Source organism: Mesorhizobium sp. M0208 (assembly GCF_040322015.1).
Taxonomy (GTDB): Bacteria; Pseudomonadota; Alphaproteobacteria; order Rhizobiales; family Rhizobiaceae; genus Mesorhizobium.
In genome coordinates this window covers 26,615-42,613 of sequence record NZ_JAMYSP010000012.1, presented here as the reverse complement: position 1 = coordinate 42,613, position 15,999 = coordinate 26,615, and the positions used below count along the sequence as shown (strand labels likewise).

15 protein-coding genes and 2 pseudogenes are annotated in these 15,999 nt (G+C 63.5%); 2 read left to right on the top strand and 15 right to left on the bottom strand.

Translation table 11 applies throughout. The annotated features are described in order from the left end of the window. Positions 1-109 precede the first annotated feature (109 nt). The gene (locus NKJ17_RS14385; RefSeq protein ID WP_352689106.1) at positions 110-1,645 is read right to left on the bottom strand and encodes a relaxase/mobilization nuclease domain-containing protein; all 1,536 of its coding nucleotides are present in this window, start codon (positions 1,643-1,645) and stop codon (positions 110-112) included. A gap of 692 nt (positions 1,646-2,337) precedes the next feature. Further along, positions 2,338-2,745, bottom strand: coding sequence for a hypothetical protein (locus NKJ17_RS14380; protein WP_352689103.1), 408 nt, complete (start codon positions 2,743-2,745; stop codon positions 2,338-2,340). 434 nt (positions 2,746-3,179) lie between these two features. On the opposite strand from NKJ17_RS14380, the gene NKJ17_RS14375 reads away from it, so the two are divergent. Beyond that, positions 3,180-3,860, top strand: a complete 681-nt coding sequence (locus NKJ17_RS14375) for a nucleotide-binding protein (RefSeq protein ID WP_352689100.1) — start codon at positions 3,180-3,182, stop codon at positions 3,858-3,860. Next, positions 3,857-4,264 carry a hypothetical protein gene (locus NKJ17_RS14370; RefSeq protein WP_352689097.1) on the top strand — a complete coding sequence of 136 codons (408 nt, stop codon included), beginning with the start codon at positions 3,857-3,859 and terminating at the stop codon, positions 4,262-4,264. The genes NKJ17_RS14375 and NKJ17_RS14370 overlap by 4 nt, the downstream gene beginning before the upstream one ends. A 116-nt stretch (positions 4,265-4,380) precedes the next feature. On the opposite strand, the gene NKJ17_RS14365 is transcribed toward NKJ17_RS14370, so the two are convergent. The 13 genes and pseudogenes from NKJ17_RS14365 to NKJ17_RS14305 form a co-directional block, all read right to left on the bottom strand. Further along, on the bottom strand, positions 4,381-4,722 hold the full coding sequence (locus NKJ17_RS14365; protein WP_352689095.1) for a hypothetical protein: 342 nt from the start codon (positions 4,720-4,722) through the stop codon (positions 4,381-4,383). 55 nt (positions 4,723-4,777) lie between these two features. Next, positions 4,778-5,101, bottom strand: a complete 324-nt coding sequence (locus NKJ17_RS14360; protein WP_352689092.1) for a DUF736 domain-containing protein — start codon at positions 5,099-5,101, stop codon at positions 4,778-4,780. Between the two features lie 698 nt (positions 5,102-5,799). Next, positions 5,800-6,333: a hypothetical protein gene (locus NKJ17_RS14355; protein ID WP_352689090.1), complete on the bottom strand. Its 534-nt coding sequence runs from the start codon at positions 6,331-6,333 to the stop codon at positions 5,800-5,802. A gap of 230 nt (positions 6,334-6,563) precedes the next feature. Further along, on the bottom strand, positions 6,564-7,043 hold the full coding sequence (locus tag NKJ17_RS14350; RefSeq protein WP_352689087.1) for a GNAT family N-acetyltransferase: 480 nt from the start codon (positions 7,041-7,043) through the stop codon (positions 6,564-6,566). Then, positions 7,044-7,325, bottom strand: a complete 282-nt coding sequence (locus NKJ17_RS14345; RefSeq protein WP_352689084.1) for a type II toxin-antitoxin system TacA family antitoxin — start codon at positions 7,323-7,325, stop codon at positions 7,044-7,046. Between the two features lie 158 nt (positions 7,326-7,483). Next, positions 7,484-7,904: pseudogene (locus NKJ17_RS14340) on the bottom strand (hypothetical protein). Beyond that, positions 7,894-8,154 carry a type II toxin-antitoxin system prevent-host-death family antitoxin gene (locus tag NKJ17_RS14335; RefSeq protein WP_057143280.1) on the bottom strand — a complete coding sequence of 87 codons (261 nt, stop codon included), beginning with the start codon at positions 8,152-8,154 and terminating at the stop codon, positions 7,894-7,896. Before NKJ17_RS14335 ends, NKJ17_RS14340 begins: the two are co-directional and overlap by 11 nt. Positions 8,155-8,216: 62 nt before the next feature. Then, positions 8,217-9,158, bottom strand: a complete 942-nt coding sequence (locus tag NKJ17_RS14330; protein WP_352689081.1) for a DUF2493 domain-containing protein — start codon at positions 9,156-9,158, stop codon at positions 8,217-8,219. 247 nt (positions 9,159-9,405) lie between these two features. Beyond that, complete coding sequence (locus NKJ17_RS14325) at positions 9,406-10,461, bottom strand: DUF7146 domain-containing protein (RefSeq protein ID WP_352689078.1); 1,056 nt, start codon at positions 10,459-10,461, stop codon at positions 9,406-9,408. 12 nt (positions 10,462-10,473) lie between these two features. Continuing rightward, positions 10,474-12,294 (bottom strand): annotated as a pseudogene (locus tag NKJ17_RS14320) (strawberry notch C-terminal domain-containing protein); the annotation flags it as partial. A 137-nt stretch (positions 12,295-12,431) separates the two neighbouring features. Continuing rightward, a complete protein-coding gene (locus NKJ17_RS14315; protein WP_352689075.1) occupies positions 12,432-13,442 on the bottom strand; it encodes a tyrosine-type recombinase/integrase in 1,011 nt (336 codons plus the stop codon). After that, positions 13,439-14,350, bottom strand: coding sequence for a tyrosine-type recombinase/integrase (locus tag NKJ17_RS14310; protein ID WP_352689072.1), 912 nt, complete (start codon positions 14,348-14,350; stop codon positions 13,439-13,441). Before NKJ17_RS14310 ends, NKJ17_RS14315 begins: the two co-directional genes overlap by 4 nt. Further along, on the bottom strand, positions 14,347-15,882 hold the full coding sequence (locus tag NKJ17_RS14305; RefSeq protein WP_352689069.1) for a tyrosine-type recombinase/integrase: 1,536 nt from the start codon (positions 15,880-15,882) through the stop codon (positions 14,347-14,349). The genes NKJ17_RS14310 and NKJ17_RS14305 overlap by 4 nt, the downstream gene beginning before the upstream one ends. Positions 15,883-15,999: the final 117 nt, after the last annotated feature.

Genomic DNA, 15,999 nt, shown 5'->3' with positions numbered 1-15,999 from the left:
ATGAGATGTGTGGCTCTTGATCCTGAACCTCCGAGGCACGAACGAGCCTCGGCGACTTGTGGTTCCCTGCATTGTCCCGCGCTTCAGAGGGCCGGCAAGCGATCTTTGCTCAGCGCTCGTAATCGTTATCATTTGAGCGCTGGGTCTTGCGGTCTTGCTCTTCAGCCTGCTGAGCCTTCTGCTTGTTCGCGTCCTTCTGCTTGGCTCTCACGTTCTCCTGCTCGGTGCCTGTGCGCGGCTGCTCCGGCTCGCGGGGATCGTCCCGCGTTGGAAGGTCTCGCCCTCGCGCCTCGCGCTCGGGAATCGGCTCGCCACCGCCACCACCACGACGCTGCTGCTGCCGCTCGAATTGCAGCCGCGCGAGACGGTCGTGCATCTTGTCGTTGACCTCTTCACGATACTGTTCGAACTGCCCTTGGTGCGCCGCCGGCAGCGTGTCGCGCATGTTGTCGAGAGCCTGATTGACGCGGGCCATCTGACGCCGCATTTCCAAGGGGGTTTGCGCCATGTTCAAATCTCCTATCAGTGCATTCAATTCTCTCATACCGGGATGGGACAGAAAAGACTTCTGCCCCGATTGATCAGCTCCGCGATCCCCGGCAGGAACTGGCTGCCCCTCCCCTGTCCGATCGCGACGGAACTGCAGAAAATTGTTGCCGATCGACTCCGCCGCCGTGAGAGCCTGACCGACTACGCCCGCGCTCCGCATCGTCGTCACAGTCTTTTGCCATGCGGCAGCGATTGCATCGCCGTTCACGACAAGCGATTGTCCATCCAAACGCCGTTGCCGCTTGGCCTCCACCCGTTCGATCGTCCTGGCGCTGACCTGATAGCGCGGATCGCTCTGGGCGCGGCTGTAGGCTCCGGCATGCTCCTTCGTGAATGGCCGCGTCATCGCATGATCCATGCGCCGCGTCGCCACCATCGCAATGCCGTTCTCGCGTGCCTTTTCCGCAAAGCCCTCGCGCCAGGCGATAAGGTCTGGCTTGTAGAATTTCAGGCGCTCGCCGTCGGCCGACCGTGCCTGCACCATTGCATGAATATGGACGTGCTTGGTGTCGTTGTGATGCGCCAGGACGAACTTGTACCCTGGCGCGCGCTCCTCGAGCACGGCGCGCGCCGCGGCCATGACGGCGTTGGCATCGGTGCCGGCCCTTGCCGAGAAAAGCAGGTGGTAGGCATTGCGGCGCTCACGCCCCGAAAACTGCGGGCGCCATTGCTCATAGGCCGAAGCCGCCGCCTTGGTGGAATTCTTCACCCCGGGTACAGGCTCGCCATTTGCGTGGCGAACCTGGCTGTGCGTGCGGATAAACTTCTGCAGGAAATATTTCGCTTTGGGTTCACGGCTCACGGCCGCCGTTACCTCTGCCTTGGCTACCACCCCCGCCGCGTCCATAGCCTCAGACAAACGCGCCTCGATCTTGTCGAGCGCCCTGCTGCGCGAATTCTCCCGACCGCCGGCCAGCACTTTGGCAACCGGTCCGGCCCGCTCATCGGTGTGTGCGTAAACCTGAACCGTCTGTCCGTCCTGTGCATAGATGAACGGTTTTGCACCGAAGGCCTTGTTCAACGCCTCGCTCAAGTCGGCACCGGTGACCTCGCCGGCGAGGTCGAAACGAACCTCGAGAAAATTGGTATTTTCCAAGGGCGGTTCGAACGTCTCGCAAAACGTCTCCAGGAACGCCTTTCGTGCGGCGCCTGTCGCAAGGACCTGCCCATCCTCGTCGAAAATCTCTATGTCGTGTTTCTCGCCTTTTTCGTCCTCGCGCTTTCCGATGTAATTGAGCAGCCGAGCGGCGGCTTCCTTGGTCGATGGCGGATTGGGCATGACCTTAAACACAGCAGGCTGCGCACCCGCCGCATAGCCTGCCCGTGCCGCCACGGCCCGCGCCTGATAGCCCGCCCGCGCCGCTCGTCCTGGACTGCTCGGGCGCGCAGCACCATGGCCGCCGGCGCCGCCGCGCCGCTTCCAGGCTTCCTCCTCCTCTTCCGGCCGGAAACCGGCGAGCGTGGCGCCATAGACCATGATCGGCGCGCTAGCGGCCTTGGGCGAGCTCGCAGCCGCGGCGGACCTCGGAGCCCTGCTCCCCACCACTCCTGTCCCTCCCGGGGGCGAACGAGGGACGTTCCTGCCGCCACCAACCGTCGAGCCGGCTTGTCCTTGCCCGAGGCGTGCGCCGCCACCGGTCCGCTCATAACTCTTCATCGCCTGGAATTCGCCGGCCGCGCGACGGGCGCCCATCAGAGGCTTGTCGTCGTCCAGGTCCTCACGCTTCACGCCGGACTCGCCTCGCAGATAGCGTTCGATTTCGGCCGCGTAGCCGGCAAGACGACCGCTCATGGCCTGGCCACCCTCGCCTTGCGGGGACCGACGGTCATCGCCTTCAGTTCCTCGCGGAACTGCCGCACGAGGTCGCCAACGGCGATCAGCGCCTGCTCAAGATTCTCATCATGGGCAACACGGCCATCGTTCATGGTGCGCACGGCCTGATTGAAATTGACGCCGACGCGCCGCAGCTGATCGGTCATGTCCACGATCGCCGGCCGCAACGCCTCTGACGCGATAGGCAGGTGCCCGACCTCTGCCCGCACGAGACGCCGGACGACCTCGCTAACGGTTACGCCGTCCCGCTCCGCAATGGCTTTGAGGCTGGCCAACTCGTTAGCCGAAAACCGGATGTGCGTCACCTCGCCATAGCGTCGTGACGCGCTCTTGATCGCTGCTTTCTGGGCGTCTGCATCCATCTCTCAAGCCCGCTTGCGGGCGCTAAGGCCCGCCAGGGCCGCGCCGCCTATTTTGTGTGTATCACAAAATAGGCTATCCTGCCAATAGGAAGCAGGCGCGGGCCGGCGTTCCTTTCAAACGAGCGCATTTGTCAGCGGCAGCGGTCCGGGCAAATGTCTCCATGACGCGTTGAAGACTTGTTTCCATGTTAACATGGAAACATCAGAGCGGCGATCCGCACCCCGGTCAGCCTGCCAGACCCCTTCCTCACTGATAGCAGCTGCGCAATGTCTGCACCCCAAGCGGGCCTTACGGCGCGCGCCTGGGTTGCCAAACCGGTTTGCCCCGTTGACTATGTCACCATGTTTCGACCGTGACATTATTCCATGTGTCCATGATGACTTGTTTCCATGTTAACATGGAAACAAGGAGACAACGCCGGAAGGAGGCCCCCATGATCATCTCCGCTGCGATCCCAAAGGGCGGCACTGGCAAATCAACGATGCTGCGTGCCCTCGCATCCGTCGCGCTGCATCGGGGTTATTCGGTCACTCTTATCGATGGCGATCGGCGGCAGAACATGAACCGCTGGTTCCAGATGCTGGGTGACGCTGGCAATCGCCCTGACAGCCTCCAGCTGGTGAGCGCGATGACCCCGCAGGAGATCCTTGACGCTGCAGCCACTCACAACGGGGAACGCTCCGTCGTGTTGATTGATACGGAAGGCACCACAAATGACAACCTCATGGCCGGGCTCTTCGCGGCCGACATTGTCGTCGTGCCGGTCTATTTTGCCCTCGACGATGTGACCGCCGCCATCCAGATCACGGATCACTACATCCCGCTGGCGGTCGAGAGCCGGGGTAGGCAGCTGCCTGCGATATTCGTGCTGACCAAGCAGACCATCATCGATGGCAGGGCGCGAGCCCTGACCGAACTGCGCGCCATCATCCAGGCCAACGGCACGCCGATTGCAGAACACGTCCTGCACAATCGCGTTGCCTACCGTGACCTTCAGACGGGGCAGACCCTCTACAGCCCCGAGGTGCCTGACGCAAAGGCGGTTGCCGAGAGCGAAGGGGTCTTCGACGACCTTCTGCAAACCTTCATCGAAGCCACAAGGAACGCGGCATGAGTGAAGAAACCGCGCCGAAACCCGGTGACGACAAGAAGGCCCGCATGATGAAGGCGATCTCCACGCAGCCGCCCGTACTGCCGAGCATGTTCATCCCACAGAAGGTCGAGCCGTCAGGGATCAAGGAGCAAGCTACGCCACCGATGGAGGAACCGACAAAGCCGTCCCCGGCAGTCGGGCCCGATTTCCGCAAGCTGCTGCGGCAGGGTCAGAAAAAAGACCCCATCGCCGGAAAGAAGATTCGCGAGGAGGAGATGATCCGCTGCGGTTACTACCTGACGGCCGTGGAGCAGCGGCAGTTCAAGTTGCTGGCGATCAGCAACGGGCACAGCATGACCGAACTGCTGCGAAAGGCTGTCCAGGACTATATCCGCATTCATAAGCACAAACTGCCGAAGGAATAATCGGCGGTTTGGAGTCTCCATCGCATGCTGTGACGGGTGATGTTCGTGGCTCTTTTGCGACGCGCAAAAAAAGGGCCCGCGACGGAACACTCCGTCGCGGGCCCTTTTTTTGTTGCCTACTTGGGTTGGTTGAGGTGTTTCAGCACCTCGCCGAGGATGTCGTCCCGCTCCGGACGCCCGCTGGCTGCAGCTTTGTCGTCGACCAGCTTTGCGGCCAATTCAGGCGGCAGCGGGACTAAGTCGTAGCCGTGTGAGATGGCTGCATGGCGAAGATCCTCAAGCGTTTCGAACGCGCGGTCGCGGGTGCCAAGCCAGAGCGCGGGCTCGTCGGTTTCTTCGTGCGGGAACGCTTGCAGGAAGTAGGTTCGAAGTGGCGGGTCGTAGCCGATGACAGCGTCTGGATCCGAGCGGTCCTGTCCGGTGACGGTGCCAGTGACAGTGATGGTGTAGCGACTCATTGCAACCTCCTTTTGCCGGGGGAGCCGGCCCCTTGCGGGGCCGGCCACCGATGCCTCACTGGGGGTTGTTCCAGAGGATGACCTTCTTGTTTTCCTCGCCGCCCGGGGCGGGAGCGAGGTTGCCGAAGATGACGCCGATCTCGGGGGCTTCCAGCTTGATCGAGAGGTATTCCTCGCCCGAACGCTGGGAGATGCGGTGCCAGCCGGCTCCGATCTCGAAGCCCGTGCGCTTGTTGACGATCCGGTAGTCGGGCGCGTCCTCGCGCGACTTGTTGGTGTTCGGGATCAGGGTGATCGGGGCGTTGACCCGGAGCGTGGCAAAGATGCCTTCCATCGAGCCGTCGGCCTTGGTGGTGAGGTTTGCGATCGTGGTGGCCATGGTAGTTCTCCTTCGGTTGCATCGGGACCATTCCCGATGGCGCCAAAGGAGAGGGCCGTCCTGCTGCGGTCATCTCGGCGAAAATTCTGGAAAATTCTATTTACCGAAAAATAGCGGGCAGCCCTTCGCCTGCCCGCAGATAAAAACAGAAATCGAATTTTCCTGAATATTCGCCGAGTGTACCCCCAACGGGGTTGACCGCACAAAGCAGGCGGTCGTCTACAAAGGCGACATGAAACGGGAATGGCCCCGGATGCAGCAGATGGACAAGAACTCAGGCCGCCATCGCTTGACCGCCGACGCAACGCTGCCGGATCTCAGGAAGAGGCTGCAGCCTCTCGGGTCATGTCCTCGGCATCGCCAACACATCGAACGGCAGCATGGCGCGTGAACCGCCTTGCGCGATCAGGATGGCGGCACAGCGGCTTCGAGATCGGAGCCGACTGGCAGCGAACTTCACGCCCCTCGGGGACGAGCCTCGCAACCAGGTTGGATGACCAAGCAAGCCAGCACGCTTGCACCCGCTTCAGATGCGAGACGGGTCAAGATGATCATTCTGCACAACGCCCCGCGGCTCTGCGCGTGGGCCGGTTTCGAAAGGGCGGGCCCCGGCCGTTCATATAAGTGGAGTAGGCGGCGCGGGGCCGGATCAAGCTATCGGGTCGGACCCGCCGGCTGTCGGGGAGACCGCGCGTACATTATCCTGGCAACGCCAGACGCTCGTCCGGCTTCATGCGGGCTTCGGCTCGGCGGAGAATGTCCGGACCGGCATGGCGGAGCATGGCGCACCAGTCTTGCACATTGTAGGTAGTCGCCATGCTGCCCCTGGCCAGATCGTAAATGACGCACGGCTTGTTCGCGATGGCGAGCCGAAGCACGTTGGCGGCCGTCCCGGGTGATGCCCCATCCCAAACCATCATCCCAAAGTCGGCGCGCCGTGCCATCTCCCGGTCTTTGGCAGCGTGGAACCGATACCCGTGAGCGCCTTCAGGAGACGGGACATGGTAAGCAGCCCAGTCGCCCAGATTGTAGCGGGGTTCCTTGCCCGCATGGAAGACCCCGACATGTTCGTAGCCGTAGCCCGCGAGCAGGGACTGCGTCTCGGCATCGGCTCCGGGCGCGTCGCCAATCAGCACGCAGTGCTCGGCAGCAACCATTGCGCCGATGCGAGCGATGGCAGGTTCCGGCAGCTCGAATATCTCGCATGATCCACCTATGAATATCATCGACATCGTGACTTTCCCTTCGCTCCAGCGCCCCCCGCCCCGCTCCTGGCCACCCTCTCCCTCTGGCCCTGCGCGAGGGATCGTCACCCGAAAGCCGAGACGGCGAAGCCGGCGCGGGGAGCGGCGGGACGCCACGACCAGAGCCCGGCCGGCCGCAGGCGGGCGCGCTCGGACCCTGCCGCTGCCGGAGGCGTTACGCGCGTGGAGCTAGTGGCTTTTGTCGGCCAGCCAGAGGCTCACTCCTGGATCGAGCGCACGAGCACCGACGGATTGTCCCGCGCGGGAATGAAGCCCGAGCTCTGCCAGTAGCGCTCGGCCTCGGCGTCGATCGCCCGCACCACCACCGCGCGGCCTCCCACGATGTCGGCGCCGGCGGCGCAGCGATGCAGCGCGTCCTTGACCAGGCCGCTGCCGACGCTTTGCCCGGAATGGCGGTGGCTGACGGCGAGTTGTCCGATCAGCAGGCAGGGGATCGGATCGGGCGGGCGTCCGGTGCGGATAGCGCGCGGTGCGCTGTTTGGCTGGATCACGCCCGGCGCGAGGCCGTAATAGCCGACGACTGTTCCCTCGTCGTGAATGACCAGGACGCGGGTAAACCCGCGGGCCTGGTTCGTTCGCGCGAAGCCGGCCAGCCAAGCGTTGAGCGCCGACTTGCCGCAATTGAAGCTGTCGAGGCGGTGCGCGTCATCGAGGAGTTCGATGCCTGAAAGCGCCACCTAGCGGTTCCAGGGCGGGGGCCGACGCAGCCGCTCGGTCGCCTTCGGCGGGGACGCAGCGGCGGGGGCTGAGATAGCCTGCATTAAGGCGTCATAGGCTTCCGGGGAGACGCGGATGACGGTTTCGTTGAGGATGGCCGCCTGCGCCTCGTGGAGTGCTGCACGCCGCATGAACTCCGTGCGCGACAGGCCGAGCAGCTGCGCGCCGCGGTCGATGATCGTGAGATCATTGTCGCGAAACCGCATCGAGACGGATATCTTCCTATTTGCGGCGGCAGCCATGGTGCGTTCCTGTGCTGGAATGGGTATACGTCGGTGCAATGGGGCATGACACCGGATTTGCGTGACGAACATTCCTGTTCCTGCGACCGGCGTACAGGCATGCGGAAACGGCGGACTGATCCGATCCGAGGTATGCTCCCTGCCGCGAAAACAGAACGTCAATCCAGACGGCTGACGCGGCGGCCCTCGCTGCGCGCTTCGATAAAGGCGCCTGCGATCTTCATCATGAATGCCTTGCTGAAACGACCGAGGGGCTTACCGTCGGATTCGATGTACCAGGAGCGTTCGGCAATATCGTAGTTGTATTCGTCAACCACGATCCAGCAGCGTTTGAGATCGCTCAGACCGGCGCGGCGGCACTCGATAGCGGAGACTTCCAAACCGACCCGATCGCCGGACGGTGGCTGGGTGGTTATCGCCAGGAGCGCGAGATGGGTCAGGCCGTCTCTTGCGCCGCGGACAGCAATGACCACGCAGGTCGGCCGGCTCTTGCGGCCTTTCCGTTTCGCCGCGCTCGTGTTGCCATGCCCAAAGATACGGGTAGGAGATCACCTGACCAGGCAGAAATCTACCGCTCATCATCGTATCCTTCCCCGCGCGCCAGTCGGTCGATCTCGGCGGCGAAGAGTTCCGTGTGTTCCTCCGGCATCTCGGAGACATGGTATGCGCGGCGGGGATCGCCGCCGATGCGCATCCGTTCGTAGTGCTCGTAGCTCATCAACACGAACCGGGGTTTGCGGTGCTTGGTGAGAATAACGGGTTCGCGGCTGGCAACGTCGGTGACGTCGCCAACCTGCTTGTTGAGATCCCCTGTCGTGAACTGACGCATGGCTGTACTCCTTGCCGATCTCCATATTATCCAGATTTTCTGGATTTGCAAGAAAACGGCGCTCACGCGCCGTCCTCCGCGAACCGCCAGACGGGGATGCCGAGCCGACGGGCTTTGTCGGCAAGGTTGTCGGTGATGCCGGAGCCGGGGAAGACGATCAGGCCGTAGGGCACCACCGAGAGAAGCTGGTCGTTGCGGCGGAACGGAGCCGCCTTGGCGTGCCGGTTCCAGTCCGGCTTGAAGGCGATCTGGGTGACCTTGCGGCTCTCGGCCCAGCAGGCGGCGATGCGCTCGGCGCCGCGCGGGCTGCCGCCGTGGAGCAGCACCATGTCGGGATGCTTCTCCCGGGCCTTGTCGAGCGCGTCCCAGATCCGGTCGTGATCGTTGCAGTCGAGGCCGCCGGCGAAGGCGATCTTGGTGCCGGCAGGCACCAGCACCTCGGATTCGGCGCGGCGGCGGGCGGCGAGGAAGTCTCTGGAGTCGATCACCGACGCGGTCATCGCCTGATGAGAGACCTTGGAGCCGGTGCGCGGCCGCCATGCCGATCCGGTTTGTGCTTCGTAGAGGTCGGCGGCCTCGTCACGCATGATTTCCAGCACGTTGCGGCGCTCGATATAGGTGATGCCCTCGGAGGTGAGCCGTTCCAGCTCGACGGACTTCACCTCCGAGCCGTCCTGCTCCTGCTGGCTCGAACGCTGGGCCTCCTCGTTACGATCGAGGCTGCGGGCGACGCGCTCGGCGGCGCGGTGGAAGACGTTTGCGAAGGACCAGAGCAGGTCGTCGAGATCGGGTTCGAGCCTGGTGTCGCCAAGCATGCCGGCGAAGCTCTCGACGATCCCGGCGAGGCCGGCCCGGATCACCTCGTTGTCGGGAAGTGGCCGAGGATCAGGTTCGTCCTGATGCGGGCGATGGCCGTACATCTGCAGTTCGAGGATGACGCGGTCGGTCGGCGAGGAGGCGTGGTAAGGCTCGTAGCCGTCGTCGAAGGGAAGCTCGTAGGTCATGGCGTGTCTCCGTCGGTTGCGGCCGCGCCCATCGCGGCCTGACAGCGCATCCCGGCCGCGCCCCGGGGCGCGGCCGCACCGAAGGCCGAAGCGAAGCGTAGGACGGCGCAGCCGTTGCGGCCGTGACCCGGGGGTGGCAGGGATCGCCTCTCGGGCAGGCCGCGGGCGCAGCCTCTCCGGCGGACCGCCGCCATGCCTGCAGGCTATCCGGCGACGCCGTGCCGGCCCGCCTGCCAGCCCGACCCGTTCATCCGGGCGACAGGAAGAGACGGGCATCATCCGGGACGAGCTGATCGCCGAGCCATGCCGCGAGATGGGCCGGGCCGGAATGGCGCAGATCGTCGTTGAAATCGCCGAGCTGCGGCCGCAACACCAGGGCGAGGATCCCGGCCTCGCCTGCGCGCTGGCTGAGGCGTTCGATGCCGTGCCGGCCGGCAGCGTCGGCATCGGCTGCGATGTAGAGGCGGCGGCAGCCAAGCGGAAGCCTCAGGCCGGCGAGGTGATTGGCCGAGGTGGCGGCCGCCACAGGCAGCGCCGGTATCACCACCTTAAGCGAAGCCATCGTCTCGAAGCCCTCGCCGGCCGCCATGACCGGGACGGGCATGCCGGGCTCATGGCCTAGCCAGATGCCGTTGCCAAGGAGATCCCCCAGCGAGCGGCGTGGATCCGCGAGTTGCGCCTTGCCGTGACCCGAAGGATCAAGCCAAGTCCGTTGCAGGCCGGTGATACGCCCGTCGAGGCTGGTGACAGCAGCAATCAGCGCAGGCAGGGTCTGCGTCTCGCCCGTTACGAGATTCCTATGGTAGCAGCCGGGATGGAAGCGCAGCGCGCGCTCGTGCGTCGAAAGCAGAATGCCGCGGCCGGCAAGATAGCGTTCGGCCAGCGTGCCGGCGATCGGCTGGGACATGGCGAACAGACGACGCGCGGCCTCAGGGGAGCCGCGTTTCGCGGCTGGCTGGCACTGCGCGCCAAGGGGCTGAGGTTGGGGCTGGGGCGGTGGCAGCGGCATGGAGAGGAAGCGACGTGCTTCATCCGCGATGTCACGGAAGTCGACGAGGCCGCAACTTTCACGGATGACATCGAGCAGATCGCCAAATTCAGACGTCGCCTCGTCGACCCACCTACCCGCCGGGCCCTTGGCGTTTGCCCTCAGCCGCACATGCATGGAACGGCCGCGCGTGTTGTGGACATCGCCGACCATCCAGTAATTGCCGGAGCGATGGCCGTTGGAGAGATATTCCCGGCACACCGCCTCGGCGTGTTCGCCAAGGCGGCGTGCCAGCTCGGAGGCCGAGCCCGTCATGATCGCCTCCCCTCAAGCCGCCGAGGTACGGTCGGTGACACCAACCAGCGTATGGCGGTCGAGGAGCGCGGCGAGGATGGCGGACCCTTGCGCGGTCGTCGGGATGAACAGCCGGAGCTTCCAGGAGATGATCTCGGAGATCAGTCCCAGCGCCTTCAGCCGAGGGACCATCGCGTCGGTGAAGCCGATCAATTCGACACGGTAGTCGTTCATGATCCGACTGCGGCGCAGGATCAGGCCATCGGCGAGTTGCAGTCCAATCCGTCCATCGGCGAGCCCGGTCCAGGCATCTTCCGGCGCCAGCCTCGGCACATCGTCGAGACCCAGATTGCGGAACATGGTCGCGACCAGCGTCGGCGCGATGTGGCGGCCGATGATGCGCTCCCCGGCATCGGTCTGGATTCGATAGACTCGACAGTCGCCGTCCGGCAGCCGACGCCAGATCGGCAACAGCAGACCCATCACGATGTGAAAGGTGCTGGTGGTGAACTCCGGGACGGCGGCGACTTCCGAGTCCCACAGCTCGCAGAACAATTTCCGGTCGGCGGGCTGCCAGAGTGTTTCGGCAAGGGCGCCGAGGCCGAAGCGCAGCTCGTCGGTTGGCCGCAGGAGCCTCACACGGTGCTCGACGGTCCCGTCGTCGAGCATCAGGCTTGCGGTCGGCAGCCGGATCGCCGCGCGGCTCGATCGCGTGTTGACCAGCAAAGCCGATTGCGGCTCCGCCCGGACGATGGCCAGCGCATCGACCAGGCCGAGCGGCCGGATGCGGTCCTTGCGCGCGACGGTGAGCACATGCGACTGCGCGCCGGAGACTGGATGGGTATAGACGGTCCTACGATCGGTGACGACGATGCTCTCCGCCGTGATCGTCTCCAGGCCCTTGTCGTAATTGCCGGCGGCGATGGCGCCTTCTATTCTTACCGCCATCAGCTGCTCGAACACCTCGAATAACAGGTTCTGGGTTTCGATGCGCAACGCCAGCAGCCGATTGAGCCAGGTCGTGATCGGCGGCAACTCGTCGCGCAGCCCGCCCTCGTCAGTCGTCAGCGACAGCCCGGTCACGGTCTCGAAAGTCGAAAGCGAGCAGCCCTCAATCTTGCCTTGGTGCAGCAGATGATAGAACTGGCGCAGGGCCGCGCGGGCATAGGGGCTTTCAAGATTGTCCTCGGACCGGAACAGCCCTGCCCCGCCGGTCTGGCGCTGACCGCGCGTGATCGCGCCCAGCGTGTCGAGCCGTCGTGCGATCGTCGACAGGAAGCGCTTGCCGGCTTTCACGTTGGCGGCCATCGGCCGGAACAGCGGCGGTTGCTTCTGATTTGTGCGGTGGGTCCTTCCGAGACCCTGGATGGCGTTGTCGGCGCGCCAGCCGGCCTCGAGTAGATAGTGCTTGCGCAGCCTCTGGTTCCTAACCCCGAGATCGGCGTGATACGAACGGCCGGTACCGCCGGCGTCGGAGAAGATCAGCACGCTCTTGTCGTCATCCATAAAACTCTGGGTCTCGGCCAGATTGGCCGAGCCAGAGCGGTTTTCCACGGCCAGCCGGTCGATGCCGTCGCGGCCGGTCTTCTTGACGATGCGGCGCGAGCGGCCGGTCACCTCGGCGACGGTGTCTGTGCCAAAATGATGGATGATCTGGTCGAGGGCGCTGCCGACCGGCGGCAGCGATGCGAGTTTTTCGATCATCTCGCCGCGCCGGCGAACCGCCTCGCGGCACTGGACCGGGTTGCCATCTTCGTCGCGGACAGGCCGCGAGTAGACGTTGCCCTCCGCGTCGGAATACTCCTCGAACAGTTGGGTCGGGAAGGAATGCATCAAATACCCGCCGACATAATATGCCGCGTCCGCGTTATGCAGAGCACGGCGGGTCAACTCTTTGATCTGCTTTTTCATTTTCTCATCTCCACTTGGCATAATCATAGGTGCCGGGCGGAGGCCGCCCGGCACTGTTTTCGATGATGGCTGTTCCAGATTTACTGGTGCCGTGGGTTGGTTGCGGCCGCGAGAGCGGCCATCAGCTTGTCCGACGGCTCTCGGAACCGGCCAGCCCTGATCAGCGGGGGATGGTGCGCGTCGAGAAGCGCCAGCTTCTCGGTCGGGTCGGCGCGCAGATACATCTCGGTGGTCTGGATGCTGGCATGACCGAGCCAGAGCGCCACCTTACGGACGTCTCCGGTTGCCTGGAGCGTGTGCATGGCACAGCTATGCCGAAGCACGTGCGGCGTGACGCTTTTGCCGGCAATCGACGGCACCGTCTTGCCGGCTTTGGCAACGTGCAAGCTAAGCCTGTAGGCGAATCCATCGCGGCTCATGCGTTTGCCGTCCCGGCTCAGGAACAGTTCTGGACCGTGACCATCTGGCCGAACGGCCAGCCATGCACGCAATGCGGCCTGAGTTTCTTTCCAGAGCGGCAGGATCCGTTCCCGTCGCCCCTTGCCGAGGACACGAACGCTGGAAAGCGACCTATCCGGGAAGTCTTCTATCCGCATCGCCAACAGTTCGGATGCGCGCAAACCCGCGGCATAGGCGAGATGGAGCATCGCATGGTCGCGCAGACCACCCCGCGTGCGGATGTCGGGCGTCGCAAGCAGCGCTCGTATCTCTTCCCTTGTTAGGTAGTCGATGAGCCGGCTGTCCGTTCGCTTGACCGGTAGCGCCCGGATCATCATAGCCTGCTCCAGACAGGCCGGTTGCCGATGTTCGACGAAGCGAAAGAACGCCTTGATCGCCGAGAGCCGTGCATTGCGAGAACGGGCGGTATTGTCCCGCCCTTCTTCCACATGCTGCAGAAATGCTCGCACCAGTCCGACGTCCAGATCCTCGATCATGAGGTCGGAGGGCTGTCGTTTGAGCCGAGCGGCGGTGAAACGCAGCAAGAGCGTGAACGCGTGCGCGTAGCTCGCGATTGTATGCGGGCTTGCACCACGTTCATTCGGAAGGTGGTTTTGCAGGAATGCAGAAAGATCAGGAGCGAGCGGAGTCATGCTGCACCTCCGACAAAAGCGCCTTCGGTTGCTGAAGCGATCGTGCGCAACAGGACAGGTGTCGCCTCGAGATACCAATAGGTGTTGGCAACCTCGGCATGGCCGAGATAGGTGCTCAGTGCAAGCATGTGTCGCTGAATAGCCTGCGGATCATTCCCGCAGGCTTCCAGAGACCGCACTGCGAAGGTGTGCCGCAGATCGTGCAGCCGGGGACCCGGGCCTATTGGGTTGCGGTATCCGAGCCCTCTGACAATCCGGACGAAAACCACATGGGCTCTGGTCCTGGTCGGCGCATGACCGTGACCCAGCACAAAGAGATCGTTGCTTGCGCCGCGAACCTCACGTCGGACGGTAAGGTATCGCTCAAGCGCAGTCCGGGTTGAAGCGTGCAACGGGACGAGGCGGCTTTTACCGAACTTGCCGCTGCGAACCATGAGGCCGTCATCCGTCAGATCATCGTAGCGGAGGGAAAGAGCTTCCGAAATGCGGAGCCCTGTCGAGGCAAGCAATCCGAACAGATGATGATATGTAAGCGGGCTGATCGGAGCCAAGCCCGGCACCTTCAGGGCCTCCGCCATGATGTTTGTGATCTGATCCGGCATCAGAATGTAAGGAGCTGGCCGCCGCCGTCTGCCGCGCCCCATCAACCCTGCGGCCGGCACTTCATGCCGTGGGTCTTCACCGTGCAGAAACTGGGCAAAGGCGCGCGCGAGGCCAAAACGGATACGGGCGGCGTTCGGCGTAGCCGCTTCACGGACCCATTCAAGTATCAACTCGGCGGTTATGATGGTGGCGGCTCTTTCGCTGGCGAGTACAGCGAATTGACTCAGTGCCTGTTCCTGCGCATCGAACTTCTTGCCGAGGGCGCGATGCAATTGGATGTAGCGATCGACGTGGTGGTGCATCATGACGCTGCTCCAGGCCAAGACTGGGCAACGGCTGCCAGCATCGAGATATCCACCTTTGCGTAGATGGCGGTCGTGTCGCGAGAGGCATGCCGGAGGGCGATGCCGATCTGATCAAGGTCGGCACCGTCGCGCAGCCAGGCGGACGCCAGTGAATGGCGGAACACATGGGATCCTGTCGGCAGGTGGGAAAAACCACCGCGATTCAGGATGCGGGCGACGATGCCGGCGATCTCGGCCGAAGAACGCAGCGGGGTAAACGGCGCCTGTGTCCGCAGAAATACCCGGTCCGTCAAGACGACGGGCCGCGCATCCTCGATGTAGGCGAGAAGTGCATCACCCGCATCTTGGGGCAACGGCAGCATCGTTCCGCGACGACTTTTGCCGTGCAACCGCAATCGACCAGCCCGCCAGTCGATATCGGATAGGCGCAGCTGCCACACATCCCCCGCCCGCAGCGCCATTCGCGCGAGCAGGAGGAGGATGGCGCGATCCCGGATATCGACCGGTGTCGTCGTGCCAGAGGATGCAATGATATCTTCAATCGTTGCTGCCGGGATCACGCGCGGAACGGTTGATAGTCTCCGTCGAACTGCTGGCGGCACTGCATGCAGCAGAAATGGGGCGCAAAGCCCCTGGCTGACGGTGAAGCGCAGAAACGCGCGCAGCACGGTCACCGTCATTCGGATCGAAGAGCGCGTTCGTTCCGGACCCTGATCCAGAACGATCGAGCGGATGGTTGCTGCATTGTACTGCGCCGGATCCTTGCCGAGAATATCGATCCAACGTCCGGCTTCTTGCCGATAGCGCCGGATCGTCTGCTCCGTCGCCCCACGCTCGCGGCGTAGCCATTGGGCTAAACCGTCCAGTCGCCAATCGCTCTCCAGAGTGTTGGGTGGCACGGAGGGATCGATCACGCCTTGGTCACGCAGGAAATTGACGAAGCGACGGGCACCGCGACGGCGATCCTTGGTTCCTGTGCCGGTCACCCGTCTGCCTCGCTTGGTTCGGATACCGCATCGACAATCGTGCAGAGCAAACTGTTCAATGATGACGTCAGTGATCTCCTGTGCAGAAATGCGCGCCTGCAAGATCCATTCGGCGAAATGCCGCGCCTGACTTAATCGCCCAGCATAGGTCGGCTTGCTGTAGCCGACGGCTCTAAGCCGGATGGCGAACTCCGGCAGGTATTTGTCCAGCCGTTCGACACTGGCCGGAACGGTCACGATCCCGGCTTTCTCCAGATATCGGAGGAACCGGCGGACATCAGTCATGTAGACCGGGTCATGCATCTGGCGGGGGCTATAGCGCCCGCATCGACAGCGATGCCGCGCGAAACGATCAACCGCGGCCGCATCGAGATCCTTGTATGCGATACCGTGGGCGTTAGCCCACTTCAGAAAATGTCGCGCCGCGCTCAGGGCACCAGCCGCGAGCTTGGGGTGCTGCGCCAGATAGCCCTGCACGAGCGCACGATCATTGAGAGAGGCGGCGCGTGGGTCACCGCCGGAGCGAGAGTTGGTGGGGAAAGCCATGAGGGTGTCCTTCTGCTGTTGAGAGCAGAGGCATCATGATTATGCCAAGTGGAGATCAGGAAATGAAAAAGCAGATCAAAGAGTTGACCCGCCGTGCTCTGCATAACGCGGACGCGG

Excerpts from the sequence above, each read along its gene's own strand:
- NKJ17_RS14380 (WP_352689103.1), bottom strand. The coding sequence starts at position 2,745 with ATGGATGCAGACGCCCAGAAAGCAGCGATCAAGAGCGCGTCACGACGC.
- NKJ17_RS14375 (WP_352689100.1), top strand. The coding sequence starts at position 3,180 with ATGATCATCTCCGCTGCGATCCCAAAGGGCGGCACTGGCAAATCAACG.
- NKJ17_RS14370 (WP_352689097.1), top strand. The coding sequence starts at position 3,857 with ATGAGTGAAGAAACCGCGCCGAAACCCGGTGACGACAAGAAGGCCCGC.
- NKJ17_RS14365 (WP_352689095.1), bottom strand. The coding sequence starts at position 4,722 with ATGAGTCGCTACACCATCACTGTCACTGGCACCGTCACCGGACAGGAC.
- NKJ17_RS14360 (WP_352689092.1), bottom strand. The coding sequence starts at position 5,101 with ATGGCCACCACGATCGCAAACCTCACCACCAAGGCCGACGGCTCGATG.
- NKJ17_RS14355 (WP_352689090.1), bottom strand. The coding sequence starts at position 6,333 with ATGTCGATGATATTCATAGGTGGATCATGCGAGATATTCGAGCTGCCG.
- NKJ17_RS14345 (WP_352689084.1), bottom strand. The coding sequence starts at position 7,325 with ATGGCTGCCGCCGCAAATAGGAAGATATCCGTCTCGATGCGGTTTCGC.
- NKJ17_RS14335 (WP_057143280.1), bottom strand. The coding sequence starts at position 8,154 with ATGCGTCAGTTCACGACAGGGGATCTCAACAAGCAGGTTGGCGACGTC.
- NKJ17_RS14330 (WP_352689081.1), bottom strand. The coding sequence starts at position 9,158 with ATGACCTACGAGCTTCCCTTCGACGACGGCTACGAGCCTTACCACGCC.
- NKJ17_RS14325 (WP_352689078.1), bottom strand. The coding sequence starts at position 10,461 with ATGACGGGCTCGGCCTCCGAGCTGGCACGCCGCCTTGGCGAACACGCC.
- NKJ17_RS14315 (WP_352689075.1), bottom strand. The coding sequence starts at position 13,442 with ATGACTCCGCTCGCTCCTGATCTTTCTGCATTCCTGCAAAACCACCTT.
- NKJ17_RS14310 (WP_352689072.1), bottom strand. The coding sequence starts at position 14,350 with ATGATGCACCACCACGTCGATCGCTACATCCAATTGCATCGCGCCCTC.
- NKJ17_RS14305 (WP_352689069.1), bottom strand. The coding sequence starts at position 15,882 with ATGGCTTTCCCCACCAACTCTCGCTCCGGCGGTGACCCACGCGCCGCC.